Source organism: Streptomyces sp. NPDC052236 (assembly GCF_044548015.1).
Taxonomy (GTDB): Bacteria; Actinomycetota; Actinomycetes; order Streptomycetales; family Streptomycetaceae; genus Streptomyces.
Map to the genome: position 1 here is coordinate 98,544 of NZ_JBIUBL010000032.1, position 12,578 is coordinate 111,121.

General features: G+C 70.7%; 12 protein-coding genes and 1 pseudogene. 8 read left to right on the forward strand and 5 right to left on the reverse strand.

The genetic code is table 11. From position 1 onward, the window contains the following. The first annotated feature begins 20 nt into the window (after positions 1 to 20). The 5 genes from ACIHCQ_RS37525 to ACIHCQ_RS37545 all read left to right on the forward strand — a co-directional run bounded on the left by ACIHCQ_RS37525 (position 21) and on the right by ACIHCQ_RS37545 (position 4,483). On the forward strand, positions 21 to 641 hold the full coding sequence (locus tag ACIHCQ_RS37525; RefSeq protein WP_399672844.1) for a vancomycin high temperature exclusion protein: 621 nt from the start codon (positions 21 to 23) through the stop codon (positions 639 to 641). Positions 642 to 756: 115 nt separating this feature from the next. Beyond that, positions 757 to 1,338 (forward strand): TIGR03086 family metal-binding protein, encoded by a 582-nt coding sequence (locus ACIHCQ_RS37530; protein WP_399672809.1) that lies wholly within the window; start codon positions 757 to 759, stop codon positions 1,336 to 1,338. Positions 1,339 to 1,446: 108 nt separating this feature from the next. Next, entirely contained in the window at positions 1,447 to 3,735 is a 2,289-nt protein-coding gene (locus ACIHCQ_RS37535; RefSeq protein WP_399672811.1) for a molybdopterin oxidoreductase family protein, read from the forward strand. A 117-nt stretch (positions 3,736 to 3,852) separates the two neighbouring features. After that, a complete protein-coding gene (locus ACIHCQ_RS37540; protein ID WP_399672813.1) occupies positions 3,853 to 4,248 on the forward strand; it encodes a carboxymuconolactone decarboxylase family protein in 396 nt (131 codons plus the stop codon). A gap of 1 nt (position 4,249) precedes the next feature. Further along, complete coding sequence (locus ACIHCQ_RS37545) at positions 4,250 to 4,483, forward strand: hypothetical protein (RefSeq protein WP_399672815.1); 234 nt, start codon at positions 4,250 to 4,252, stop codon at positions 4,481 to 4,483. A 38-nt stretch (positions 4,484 to 4,521) separates the two neighbouring features. On the opposite strand, the gene ACIHCQ_RS37550 is transcribed toward ACIHCQ_RS37545, so the two are convergent. The 5 genes and pseudogenes from ACIHCQ_RS37550 to ACIHCQ_RS37570 all read right to left on the reverse strand — a co-directional run bounded on the left by ACIHCQ_RS37550 (position 4,522) and on the right by ACIHCQ_RS37570 (position 10,255). Continuing rightward, entirely contained in the window at positions 4,522 to 5,358 is an 837-nt protein-coding gene (locus ACIHCQ_RS37550; protein WP_399672817.1) for a triphosphoribosyl-dephospho-CoA synthase, read from the reverse strand. A gap of 146 nt (positions 5,359 to 5,504) precedes the next feature. Then, a pseudogene (locus tag ACIHCQ_RS37555) lies at positions 5,505 to 5,927 on the reverse strand (gamma-glutamylcyclotransferase family protein); the annotation flags it as partial. 25 nt (positions 5,928 to 5,952) lie between these two features. Continuing rightward, complete coding sequence (locus tag ACIHCQ_RS37560) at positions 5,953 to 7,857, reverse strand: ABC transporter ATP-binding protein (RefSeq protein ID WP_399672819.1); 1,905 nt, start codon at positions 7,855 to 7,857, stop codon at positions 5,953 to 5,955. Then, positions 7,854 to 9,632 carry an ABC transporter ATP-binding protein gene (locus ACIHCQ_RS37565; protein WP_399672821.1) on the reverse strand — a complete coding sequence of 593 codons (1,779 nt, stop codon included), beginning with the start codon at positions 9,630 to 9,632 and terminating at the stop codon, positions 7,854 to 7,856. The genes ACIHCQ_RS37560 and ACIHCQ_RS37565 overlap by 4 nt, the downstream gene beginning before the upstream one ends. Positions 9,633 to 9,649: 17 nt before the next feature. Further along, positions 9,650 to 10,255: an NADPH-dependent FMN reductase gene (locus ACIHCQ_RS37570; protein ID WP_399672823.1), complete on the reverse strand. Its 606-nt coding sequence runs from the start codon at positions 10,253 to 10,255 to the stop codon at positions 9,650 to 9,652. A gap of 53 nt (positions 10,256 to 10,308) precedes the next feature. Between ACIHCQ_RS37570 and soxR the strand changes: the two genes are divergently transcribed. The 3 genes from soxR to ACIHCQ_RS37585 form a co-directional block, all read left to right on the forward strand. After that, a complete protein-coding gene (soxR, locus tag ACIHCQ_RS37575; RefSeq protein WP_399672825.1) occupies positions 10,309 to 10,764 on the forward strand; it encodes a redox-sensitive transcriptional activator SoxR in 456 nt (151 codons plus the stop codon). 84 nt (positions 10,765 to 10,848) lie between these two features. Then, positions 10,849 to 11,082, forward strand: a complete 234-nt coding sequence (locus ACIHCQ_RS37580; protein WP_399672827.1) for a hypothetical protein — start codon at positions 10,849 to 10,851, stop codon at positions 11,080 to 11,082. Positions 11,083 to 11,269: 187 nt separating this feature from the next. Then, on the forward strand, positions 11,270 to 12,578 hold a 1,309-nt coding region (locus ACIHCQ_RS37585; protein WP_399672829.1), incomplete at its 3' end, for an IS200/IS605 family accessory protein TnpB-related protein.

Genomic DNA, 12,578 nt, shown 5'->3' on the forward strand with positions numbered 1-12,578 from the left:
GGCGGGTCGTGCAGGCAGTCATGCTCGCCTGCGTGTTCGCGCTCGCGCCCGCGACCTGGATGTACGCCGTCGCCGACAGCCGCGTCCGCACCGTCGCCGATGTGCCCTCACGCGAGGTCGCCGTCGTCTTCGGCGCCGGGCTCTGGAAGGGCAGACCCACGCCCTACCTCGCGCACCGGCTGGACGCCGCCGCCGAGCTGTACCGGACGGGCAAGGTCAAGGTCGTCCTGGTCACCGGGGACAACAGCCGCGTGGAGTACGACGAGCCGGACGCCATGCGGACGTATCTCACCGCGCGCGGGGTCCCGGACGCGCGGATTGTCAGCGACTACGCAGGGTTCGACACCTGGGACTCGTGCGTACGCGCCAAGAAGATCTTCGGGGTGGACCGGGCCGTTCTGGTCACCCAGGGCTTCCACATCCGGCGGGCCGTCGCGCTCTGCCGGGCGGCGGGGGTCGAGTCGTACGGGGTCGGGATCGCCGAACCCCATGACGCGACCTGGTACTACGGCGGGACGCGGGAGCTGTTCGCCGCCGGGAAGGCCGCGCTGGACGCCGCGCTCACGCCGGACCCGCGGTTCCTGGGCGCGGAGGAACCGGGCGTACGGCAGGCACTCGCCGCAACAGCAGCCGCCCGCTAGCGCCGGCGCACTCGTGCACGCCAGCACGCCAGCACTCACGCACTCACGCCAGCACTCGCGTCAGCACTCGCGTCAGCACTCGCGTCAGCACTCGCTCCGCGCAACAGTTGGCCGTATGGGAAACGATGTGGCCACCCTCCTCGCCCGGCACTCAGAAGCGCTCGCCCTCTTCACCGATCGCGTGCACGCCGTACGCGCCGGGCAGTGGGACGATCCGACGCCCTGCACCGATTGGTCCGTACACGATCTCGTCAACCACGTCACCACGGAACAGCTGTGGGTACCCCACCTGGTGACCGACGGCGCGAGCATCGATGACGTCGGCGACGCCTACGACGGCGACGTCCTCGGCAAGCGGCCGAAGACGACCTGGGACGCCGCCGCGCGCGCCGCGCGCAAGGCCTTCGCGGCCCCGGGCGCGCTGGAGCAGACCGTGGAACTGTCCTACGGCGAGACCCCGGCCGTGGCGTACTGCGCACAGATGATCACGGACGCCGTTGTGCACGCCTGGGACTTGTCCCGAGCGATCGGCGCGCAGGAGCGGCTGCCGGACGCGCTGGTGAGCTTCGCGCTCGACGAGGTCACTCCGTACGCCGCTGAGCTGTCGAAGTCCGGTCTGTTCGGGCCGCCCATCGAGCCGCCGCCGGGCGACGGCCACCAGACCAGGCTGCTCGCCCTGCTGGGCCGCCGGGCCTGAAGCCACCCTCGAACCTCACCGGCCGGATGGGCGCGGGCGGAGCGCAAGGTACCGCTCCCGTAATCCGGCGGGCCCGCCCACGTAACACGGGCGACGCACGCTGACGCTATGCCCGACGCCACTGCCTCGACCACCGCCACCGCGACCGCGACCGCGACGCACTGTCCGTACTGCGCCCTCCAGTGCGGCATGAACCTGCGCCCCAGTACCGAATCCGTCGTGGAGGTCGTGGAGCGGCCGGACTTTCCCGTGAACCGGGGCGCGCTGTGCGGCAAGGGCCGCACCGCGCCCGCGCTGCTCTCCTCCCGGGTGCGCCTGACCGAGCCCCTGGTCCGACGCCCTGCCACAGGCCAGCTCGAACCGGCCACCTGGGAGGAGGCCCTGCAGACGATCGTCACGGGACTGCAGCGCACGAGGACGGCGTACGGCCCCGACGCGGTCGGCGTCTTCGGCGGCGGTGGCCTCACCAACGAGAAGGCGTACACGCTCGGCAAATTCGCCAGGGTCGTGCTCGGCACCTCGCAGATCGACTACAACGGACGCTTCTGCATGTCCTCCGCGGCAGCCGCGCACAACAAGGCGTTCGGTCTCGACCGCGGGCTGCCGTTCCCGCTGGAGGACATTCCGCGCACCGGCTGCGTCATCCTCGTCGGCTCGAACCTCGCCGAGACGATGCCGCCCGCCCTGCGCTACCTTACCGAGCTGCGTGAGAACGGCGGCAAGCTGATCGTCATCGATCCGCGCCGTACGCGGACCGCCGAGCACGCCGATCTGCATCTGGCCCCCCGGCCGGGTACGGACCTGGCGCTCGCGCTCGGGCTACTGCATGTGGTGGTGGCGGAGGGGCGTACGGACGAGGCCTTCATCCAGGAGCGTACGAACGGCTGGGGCGAGGCCAGGGCCGCGGCGATGGCGCACTGGCCCGAGCTGGTCGAACGGATCACCGGCGTCGGCGTGCCCGAGCTGCGCGAAGCGGTACGGATGTTCTGCGACGCCGAGTCGGGCATGGTGCTCACCGCGCGCGGACCCGAGCAGCACGCCAAGGGCACGGACACCGTCAGCGCCTGGATCAACCTCTGCCTGGCGACGGGCCGGGCGGGCCGCCCGCTGTCCGGCTACGGCTGCCTGACCGGCCAGGGCAACGGCCAGGGCGGTCGCGAGCACGGCCAGAAGGCGGACCAGCTGCCGGGTTACCGCAAGCTGGACGACCCGGCTGCGCGGGCTCATGTCGCCGGGGTGTGGGGCGTGGACCCCGACTCGCTGCCGGGGCCGGGGCGCAGCGCGTACGAGCTGCTGGACGCGCTCGGCGGGGACGTGAAGTCGCTGCTGCTGATGGGCTCGAACCCGGTGGTGTCCGCGCCGCACGCCTCGCACATTGAGAAGCGGCTGCGTTCGCTGGACTTCCTGGCGGTGGCGGACGTGGTGCTCTCGGAGACGGCGGCGCTCGCGGACGTGGTGCTGCCGGTCACGCAGTGGGCCGAGGAAACGGGCACGACGACGAACCTGGAGGGCCGGGTCCTGCTGCGGCGCAAGGCGGTGCAGGCGCCGCCGGAGGTACGGAGTGACCTTGAGGTGCTCGGCGGGCTGGCGGAACTGATGGGCCACGAGAAGGGCTTCCCGGCGGATCCGGAGGAGGTCTTCGAGGAGCTGCGCAGGGCGTCGGCGGGGGGTCCTGCGGACTACTCGGGCATCACGTACCGGCGGATCGCGGAAGAGGACGGGGTGTTCTGGCCCTGCCCGGACACGGCAGTCGTCCCGACCGGCGGCGAGGACGAGGCCCTCGACGTACTCCCGGACGACCCGACGAACGACGCCGACGCCGCCCCCGACGCCGACGCCGACGCCGACCTCGACGCCAACGCCAACGCCAACGCCGACCTGGCACGGCGTCCTGCAACCGTCCATCCCGGCACCCCGCGCCTCTTCCTCGACCGGTTCGCGACGGCCGACGGCCGGGCCCGCTTCATCCCCGTCGCCCACCGCCCGGCCGCCGAGGAACCCGACGCCGAGTACCCGGTGCTGCTGACGACCGGCCGGGTGGTCTCCCAGTACCAGTCCGGCGCGCAGACCCGGCGGATCGACGAGCTCAACGCCGCCGCGCCGGGGCCGTTCGTGGAGCTTCATCCGCAGCTCGCGAACCGTTTGGGGGTGGCGGAGGGGGAGCCGCTCGCGGTGGTCTCCCGCCGCGGGCGGGCCGTCGCGCCCGCGCGGATCACCGTGACGATCCGGCCCGACACGGTCTTCATGCCGTTCCACTGGCCGGGCGAGGGCCGCGCCAATTCGCTGACCAATCCGGCCCTGGACCCGACCTCGCGCATGCCCGAGTTCAAGGCGTGCGCGGTACGTCTGGAGCGCGCGGGTGGGACGACCCCGGGTGACAGCATGGCCTTGCGGTGATTGAGTTGAGGTGAGGCCCGCGAGTGCCATCGTGACTCCTGGTGCCTTCCCAGTTCGTGACCAGCTCGAACGGGCCCGGGCCGGGCGCGCGGTGCCTCTGCGAGGAGGAAGCTGATCATGGCTGCCACCGTGAGTCGCGGCGAGGTCGAGGCCGACATCAAGCAGACTCTGGGCCTCGTCCCGCATTTCTTCCAGACCATCCCGACCGAGCTGCTCGCACCCGAGTGGGAGATCTTCAAGAGGATCGAACTCGGTGAAACGCTGATTCCGAACAAGTACAAGGAACTCATCGGTGTCGGCCTGCACGCCGAGACGAAGTGCCGCTACTGCAGTCTGTTCCACGCCGAGGCCGCCAAGCTCTTCGGTGCGACAGACGAAGAAATCCAGGAGGCCGTCCACTACGCCAAGGCCAGCCTGGGCTGGAGCGCGTACATCAACGGCATGCAGGAGGACTACGACCAGTTCGCCGCCGAGCTGGCGCAGGTCGTCGACTACGTACGGTCCCAGGCCTGAGATGGAACTGGAGCGAGTGCGCTCGACGGTCCTCCGGGGCACGTTCCACGTGTACGAACTGGCGGCCCTGGTCGCAGCGGCCCGCTACGTCACGCAGGCCGCGCCCCCGGAGGTGCCCGCCGAATCGCTCGAACAGCTGCGCCGGCTGCTGGATGACTACGACCGGCAGGTCCGTAACCTGTCGAACCTGTCGGCGCCGCACGCCCCGGCACCACAACCACCAACAGCGGATTAGTCAGGGTGTCCTCAACCGGACCTCCCTCAACCGGACCTCTACCGGAGTCCGTCCACGAACAGCGCTCCCGCCAGCAGACGCGAACTGCCCCGGGGCCGCAGCTTCCGCGCGCGCAGGTCGGCGTCGAACACCCGAAGCGCCTCGGCGCCTTCGGGCGTCGCCGTGCCGCCCGCGTCGAGGACTGTCCGCGCACCCGCCTGGGTCAGGCGGAGCTCGTGGGGACCCGCCCGGTGGAGCAGCGCGGTGTCCTGGAGGGTGCTCATCACCGTGAGCAGGGCGTCGAGCCTGGCCCGGTCCTCGTCGGTGCCGGCCGACCGGGCCGTACGCAACGCCTTCAGCCCCCTTCGTACATGCGGGAATCCCGCACGGGCCTCCCCGCGGGCCCCCGCCGCGCCGTAGCGCGCCGAGACCGTGGAGCCGGGCGAGGGGCGGCGCGGGGCGCGGCGGTCCGGGAAAGCGGCGATGCGCTTGGCCGCCGCCGTCAGCTCCTCGCCGCGGGCGGCGGGTTCCAGCGCGGCAGCCGCCACCAGCAGGCCCAGCACCCAGATCGCGCCGTGGTGGGTACCGAGGCCACCGGCCGCCCGGAGCATGGGCCACTCCGTCGAGCGACCGATCGAGCCCAGCTCCTCACGGAGAGACTGACTCGGTTCACCATTGCGGCGGGCCGCCGACGCCATGGCCGCGAGGCCCGGCGCCAGTGACTTGGCCGACCAGCGGAGCACCGAGAGGTCCAGCCCGGTGACCAGGGCCTCCAGTTGGCGGGCGTCGGCGAGACCTGGTTTGGGGGTCAGGTCCGTCTCGGAGAGCAGCGCCGCCACGGCCGCCCGCGCCAGCGCCTCGTCCGTATCGCTCTGATTGCCTGCCATGGTCGCCATGGTCATGACGGTATGAAGCCCGGCTCTGTGCCGCCTTGGTTCCTTCTGTGCGCGGCCTGTGAACCTGGCCCTGGCCCTGGCCCTAGCCCTAGCCCTGGTCCTGGTCCTGGTCCTGGTCCTGGTCCTGGTCCTGGCCCGGGTCCTGGCCGGGCCCGCCGCCAGTTGCCACCCGGGACCGTCCTGCCGTACGCGCGCAGGTCCCTCGCCACCCCCGCCGCGGCGAAGTAGACCCAGGCCCGTACCACCGTGCCGTCCGGCTTGACGACGTCGCGGGCCACCCGCTCGTACAGGTTGCGCGGGTGGGCGGGCCCGACGTACTCCTCCAGGTGGTCCAGTACGGCGAGCAGCTCCCCGTACTCCCCCGGCGCCGCCGTCACCACCTCGCCCTCGACCGTGCCGTCGCCGCCCGAGTCCTCGACCGCGTACGGATAACCAGGCCCCTCGTAGAGCACCGCGCCCGCCAGCCGTGCGGGTTCCTCCGTGGCCGTGCGGCCGTGCAGGAACAGGTCGTGGTTGCGCTCGCCCGGCCGCAACGTCCCGTAGACGAAGAACGGCAGTACGACGGCCACTGGCAACCTCCTCCTCCTTCTGTGTCTACGGCGTCACCGCCGCCGCGAACTGCGCCTCGTACAGCCTCGCGTACGCCCCGCCCGCCGCCAGCAGTTTGTCGTGCGTGCCCTGCTCCACGATGCTGCCCGCCTCCATCACCAGGATCACGTCCGCGTCCCGGATCGTGGAGAGCCGGTGCGCGATGACGAAGCTGGTACGGCCCTGGCGCAGCGAGGACATCGCGCGCTGGATGAGCACCTCGGTACGGGTGTCCACCGAGCTTGTCGCCTCGTCCAGTACCAGGATCGAGGGCTCGGTCAGAAACGCCCGCGCGATGGTGAGGAGTTGCTTCTCGCCCGCACTCAGGCCCGCGCCCTCCTCGTCCACGACGGTGTCGTAGCCGTCGGGGAGCGTACGGATGAACCGGTCGGCGTGCGTGGCCATGGCCGCCTCCACGACGCGCTCGCGCGTCACACCGTCCACACCGTCCACCCCGTCCACCCCGTCCACCCCGTACGCGATGTTGTCCGCGATCGTCCCGCCGAACAGCCAGGTGTCCTGGAGCACCATCCCGATCCCCGACCGCAGCTCTCCGCGGGACATCTTCGCGATGTCCACCCCGTCCACCCTGATCCGGCCGCCTGTCATCTCGTAGAACCGCATCAGCAGATTGACCAGCGTCGTCTTCCCGGCGCCGGTCGGCCCGACGATCGCGACCGTCTGGCCCGGCTCGACGCTCAGCGACAGATCCTCGATCAGCGGCACACCCGGCTCGTACCGGAAGGCGACCTTCTCGAACGAGACCCTGCCGGTGACGCGCTCCGGGCGCTGCGCGTCGGCGGGCGCCGGGGACTCCTCCTCCGCGTCCAGCAGGTCGAACACGCGCTCCGCCGATGCCACCCCCGACTGGAGGAGATTCGCCATCGCGGCGACCTGCGTGATCGGCCCGTTGAACTCGTACGAGTACTGGATGAAGGCCTGCACATCGCCGATCGTCAGCGCCCCGGACGCGACCCGCAACCCGCCGATCACCGCGACCAGCACATAGTTGAGGTTGCCGACGAACGACATCGCGGGCTGGATGACGCCCGAGATGAACTGCGCCCGGAAGCTCGCCTCGTACAGCCGGTCGCCCAGCTCGTCGAAGGTCCGCACGGCCTGCTTCTTCCGGCCGAAGACGAGGACCTCGGCGTGGCCGGTGTACATCTCCTCGACATGGCCGTTGAGTTTGCCGGTGACCGACCACTGCCGTACGAACTGCGGCTGCGCGCGCTTGCCGATCTTCACCGCGAGTATCACCGACAGCGGCACGGTCGCCACGACCACCAGCGCCAGCAGCGGTGAGATCCAGAACATCATCGCCAGCACGCCGACGATGGTGAGCAGCGCCCGCACCATCTGGCTGAAGGCCTGCTGCATGGTCTGGGTGAGGTTGTCGATGTCGTTGGTGGTGCGGGAGAGGATCTCGCCGCGCGGCTGCTTGTCGAAGTACGACAGCGGCAGCCGCGCCAGCTTGGTCTCGGACTGCTCGCGCAGCCGGTAGCCGACGCGCTGCACCATCACCATCGCCAGCCGCTGCTGCCCCCAGGTGAGCCCGGCGGACACGACGACCATGCCGAGGACGAACCCCAGCACCACGCCCACCTCCCCGAAGTCGACGCCGGCCGAGCTCTTCGCGCCGGAGACGACCAGGTCGGTGGCGTGCCCGAGGATCTTCGGGCTGAGTACGGTGAGGAAGACCCCGGCCGTGCCGGCCGCCAGCACGGCGGCCAGCCGGGCCCGCTCGGGGGCCATCATCCGCAGCAGCCGCAGGCTGGAGCCGCGGAAGTCCAGGGAACGTTCGAGGGCGGGGGCGGCGGGGCTTCCCGGCCCTGGGCTCCGCTGCGGCGCGGGGCCTCTGCGCTCGGGGCTTCTGCGCTCGGGACCTCTGCGCTCGGGAACGGCGGTCATGCGGCTTCCTCCTCGGTGAGCTGGGAGAGAACGATCTCCCGGTAGGTGGGGTTGCCCCGCATGAGTTCCTCGTGGGTGCCCGTGCCGACGACCCGGCCCTCGTCCAGGACGACGATCCGGTCGGCGCCCCGGATGGTGGAGACCCGCTGCGCGACGATGACGACCGTCGCCTCCGAGCCCGCCGTCTCCCGCTCCAGCGCCGCTCGCAGCCGGGCATCGGTCTGGTAGTCGAGGGCGGAGAAGGAGTCGTCGAACAGATAGACAGCGGGGCGGGTGACCAGCACCCGGGCGATGGCGAGGCGCTGGCGCTGGCCGCCGGAGAGGTTCGAACCGCCCTGCGCGACCGGCGCGGCGAGGCCGAGTTCCAGCGCCCGTACGAAGTCGGCGGCCTGTGCGGTCTCCAGGGCCCGCCACAGCTCCTCGTCGCTCGCGTCGGGATTTCCGTAGCGGAGGTTGGAGGCGACGGTGCCGGAGAAGAGGTACGGCTTCTGCGGTACGAGTCCGACGGTGCGGGCCAGCAGCGCCGGCTCCATGTCCCGTACGTCCACGCCGCCCACCCGCACACTGCCCACCCGCGCCTCGCCGCTGCCGCGCACACCGCTGCCGCCGGTCGGGTCGAAGAGCCGCGGCACCAGGTTGAGCAGGGTCGTCTTGCCGCTGCCGGTGGAGCCGATGATCGCGGTCGTACGGCCAGGGCGGGCCGTCAGACCTACACCGCGCAGCACGGGCTCCTCGGCGCCCGGGTAGCTGAAGTAGGCGTCGCGGATCTCCAACAGGCCGGGGCCGCGCAGTTCGCGTACGCCGCCGGAGGCGGGCGGGGCGACGGACGGTTCGGTGTCGAGGACCTCCTGGATGCGCTCGGCGCTGACCGCGGCGCGCGGGACCTGCATCAGCAGGAACGCCGTCATGCCGACGGCCATCAGGATCTGCATCAGGTAGCTGAGGAAGGCGATCAGCGAACCGGCCTGAAGGTCGCCGGAGTTGATGCGGTGGCTGCCGAACCAGACGATCGTGACGATGGCGAGCTCCCAGATGACCAGGATGGCCGGGTACAGCAGCGCCATGAGCCGTCCGGCGCGGACGGAGACCTGCATCAGGTCCTCGTTGGCGACGGCGTAGCGCTGCTGCTCGTGCTCGTCGCGGACGAAGGCCCGTACGACGCGGATACCGGTGATCTGTTCCCGCATCATCCGGTTGACGTTGTCGACGCGCTTCTGCATGGAGCGGAAGAGGGGCGCCATCCGCCCCATGATCAGCCCGACGGCGCCGCCGAGCAGCGGCACGAAGATCAGGAGCAGCAGGGAGAGGGGCACGTCCTGGTTGACGGCCATCACGATGCCGCCGACGCAGGTCAGCGGGGCGGCGACGAGCATGGTCAGGCCGAGTACGGCGAGTGCCTGCACCTGCTGTACGTCGTTGGTGGTGCGCGTGATCAGCGAGGCGGTGCCGAAGCGGCTCATGTCGCGTAGGGAGAAGTCCTGAACGTGGGTGAAGACGGCGGACCGCAGATCACGGCCGACGCCCATCGCGACGCGGGCGCTGAAGTAGACGGCGACAGCGGCGCAGAGGATCTGGAGGAGGGTGACGGCGAGCATCAGGCCGCCGGTGGACAGGACATGGCTGCTGTCACCGGTGAGTACGCCGTTGTTGATGATGTCGGCGTTGAGGGTGGGGAGGTAGAGGGTGGACAGGGTCTGGATCAGCTGGAGGAGGACGATCAGCGCGATGGTCCGGGCGTAGGGCCGCAGCCTCTCGCGCAGAAGTGTGATCAGCATTGTTTCGACTGCTGCCCTCAGCCGGCGTACGGGGTACGGGACTTGGCGGCGCGCAGGGCGTTCCCCCACCAGCCGAGCTGGTCGAGCATCGCCTTGGCAGCGGCGTCGGGGGCGGCGGGGTCCTTGTGCTGCCCCTTGTCGTCGAAGAGGCCGCCCGCGTTGTGGAAGGAAACGGTGTCGCGGACGGTGACGGCGTGCAGCTCGGCGAAGACCTGGCGCAGCTGCTCGACGGCGCGCAGACCGCCGGAGATGCCGCCGTAGGAGATGAAGCCGATGGGCTTGGCCTGCCATTCGTGGAAGTGCCAGTCGATGAGGCTCTTGAGGCTGGCGGGGAAGGAGTGGTTGTACTCGGGGGTGAGGACAACAAAGGCATCGGCGTCGGCCAGCCTGGGCGAGACCTTGGCGAGCTCGGCCAGGACGGCGGGGCGGGGGTTGTAGGACAGGGCGGTGGGCAGCTCCACGTCGCCGAGGTCGATGGATTCAAGGATGAAGTCCTCACGCTGGGCGGCGCGGGAGAGGAACCAGTCGGCGACGACGGGGCCGAAGCGGCCTTCGCGGTTGCTGGCGAGGATGACGGCGAGCTTGAGGGGCGACGTAGTCGTGTGGGGCGTTGTGATGTCCATGGAGAGGAGCCTCGTACCTAAACCATGGTTGAGGTCAAGCTACGCTTGACGACATGACGCATCTCGCCTGGAACGCCAAGGAAGCCACGGTCGGCGAGCTGGCCGAACGCAGCGGCGTGGCCCCTTCGGCACTGCGCTTCTACGAACGGGAGGGGCTGATCACCTCCCGCCGCACGACGGGCAACCAGCGCCGCTACCACCGGGACACGCTGCGCCGGGTGGCCTTCATCCGCACGTCACAGCGGCTGGGCATCCCACTGGCGACGATCCGCGAGGTCCTGGCGCTGCTGCCGGAGGACCGTACGCCGACGCGGGAGGACTGGGCGCGGATCTCGGAGTGCTGGCGCGAGGACCTCGACAAACGCATCCGGACGCTGCAGCGGCTGCGCGACAACCTGACCGACTGCATCGGCTGCGGCTGCCTGTCGCTGGACCGGTGCGCGCTGTCGAACCCGGGGGACGAACTGGCGGCGCGGGGGCCGGGGCCGCGGCGGCTGATCGAGGACTGAGGGCGGCGGTCGCGTCGGGCGGTGCGCCGCTACCGTACGGGTACAGCCTGCGATCAAGAACGCGGAAGACGTACGGAGACTGCGGTGGCGACCATGACGCCTTCTGGAGAGTTCGAGAGTCTGCTCCGGATCGTGGAGGAACTGGACACACCTGACGGCTACAAGGCCGAGCTCATCAGAGGGAAGATCGTCGTGTCACCGTGGCCCGTGGCTGGCTCCTCGCGCCCCCTCAGATCGCTCCGTCAGCAGCTCAAAGCCCATGCGCCTGAAGGGTTGGAAACTGCTGCGGGTGTACTGAGCGGCGGTGACTTTTGGTGAGCGTGAGTGAGTGCCGGGGCTGGATGCCGTTGTGCGCTGTGCGCCGGGAGGGTCTCCCGTTATGGGGTGCGTTCTGGGCCCTCCTCTCTCCGGGTGGGGAACGTGAGTTCTTGTGTCGAAGAGGTGACCTTTGCGGATGGTGCTCGTTGACTGCTGTGACGGGGTCTTCGGCCGGGTGGGGTGAACGGTGGGCGGGCTGCGGGAATTGGCGGCATCTTTCGTGGTGCCCGGTCCTGCTGGGGTGGCGGTCCGGGACCGGCTGCGGGTGTCGGAGGCGGATGCGGCGGTGCTGGCCGAGGTCGGTGTCTTCTTGGGTTCGCTGGCCGCGGGGGATCTCGCGGAGCGGCCCCGGCAGGGCCTGGGGCACGATGCGGCCGGGTGGGCGGTGCGCAAGCGGGAGCTGACCGGACGGTCCTCTGCGCGCTGGGCGGGCAGCATTACCAAGGCCACGCATGACCAGTGGGCGCTGGCGCGACGCGGGCAGAGCGCACATCTGGGCTGGCTGCGGGGGCAGATCACGCAGATCGAGGCGCGGCTGGCCCGGCCGCTGGGTGCTGGGGCGGACAAGCGGGAGGGGCTGGTGCGCGGCTATGCCTCGCGCGCCGAGTGGCATGCCAAGTCCCGCCGCCTGCACACCATGAAGGACCGGTTGGCGGTGCTGGAGGCGGACTGGAAGTCGGGCCGGGTATGCGTGGTGCGCGGCGGCAAACGGCTCGCGAACACCCGCCACCACCTGGCGGCGGCCGTGCTGAGCGAGCGGGCGTGGCGGGAGCGGTGGCAGGCGGAGCGGATGTTCCTGGCCGCCGACGGGGAGTCAGGCAAGCGCTTCGGCAACGAGACCATCCGCATCACCGACACCGGACAGGTTTCGGTCAAGCTCCCGGCCACGCTGAGCCACTTGGCCAACGCGCCGCATGGCCGGTATGTGCTGGACGCGACCGTGGCGTTCCAGCACCGTGGGCAGGAGTGGGCCGACCGGATCACCGCGAACCGGGCGGTGGCCTACCGCATCCACCACGACACAGCACGCGGCCGCTGGTATGTGACCGCGTCCTGGCAGCGTGCCGCCGCCCCCGTCCTGCCGTTGCACGCGGCGCTGGCCCGGGGGGTGGTGGGGGTGGACATGAACGACGACCACCTTGCCGCCTGGCGCCTGGACGTGCACGGCAACCCGGTCGGCGAGCCGCAGCGCTTCTTCTACGACCTGACCGGCAGCACGGTCCACCGGGACGCGCAGCTGCGGCACGCGCTGAGCCGGCTGCTGCACTACACCCGCCGTAGCGGGGCCGCTGCGATCGCCATCGAGGACCTCGACTTCGCGGCGGAGAAGGGCCGGGAGAAGCATGGCCGCAGAAAACGCTTCCGTCGCCTGCTCTCCCGCTTCCCCACCGCCAAGCTCAAGGCCCGGCTGGTGTCGATGGCCGCCGAACAGGACATCGCCATCGTCGCGGTCGACCCCGCCTACACCAGCAAGTGGGGTGCCCAGCACTGGCAGA

Coding starts and splice junctions, on each gene's coding strand:
- ACIHCQ_RS37525 (WP_399672844.1), top strand. CDS start 21: ATGCTCGCCTGCGTGTTCGCGCTCGCGCCCGCGACCTGGATGTACGCC.
- ACIHCQ_RS37530 (WP_399672809.1), top strand. CDS start 757: ATGGGAAACGATGTGGCCACCCTCCTCGCCCGGCACTCAGAAGCGCTC.
- ACIHCQ_RS37535 (WP_399672811.1), top strand. CDS start 1,447: ATGCCCGACGCCACTGCCTCGACCACCGCCACCGCGACCGCGACCGCG.
- ACIHCQ_RS37540 (WP_399672813.1), top strand. CDS start 3,853: ATGGCTGCCACCGTGAGTCGCGGCGAGGTCGAGGCCGACATCAAGCAG.
- ACIHCQ_RS37545 (WP_399672815.1), top strand. CDS start 4,250: ATGGAACTGGAGCGAGTGCGCTCGACGGTCCTCCGGGGCACGTTCCAC.
- ACIHCQ_RS37550 (WP_399672817.1), bottom strand. CDS start 5,358: ATGGCGACCATGGCAGGCAATCAGAGCGATACGGACGAGGCGCTGGCG.
- ACIHCQ_RS37560 (WP_399672819.1), bottom strand. CDS start 7,857: ATGACCGCCGTTCCCGAGCGCAGAGGTCCCGAGCGCAGAAGCCCCGAG.
- ACIHCQ_RS37565 (WP_399672821.1), bottom strand. CDS start 9,632: ATGCTGATCACACTTCTGCGCGAGAGGCTGCGGCCCTACGCCCGGACC.
- ACIHCQ_RS37570 (WP_399672823.1), bottom strand. CDS start 10,255: ATGGACATCACAACGCCCCACACGACTACGTCGCCCCTCAAGCTCGCC.
- soxR (WP_399672825.1), top strand. CDS start 10,309: ATGACGCATCTCGCCTGGAACGCCAAGGAAGCCACGGTCGGCGAGCTG.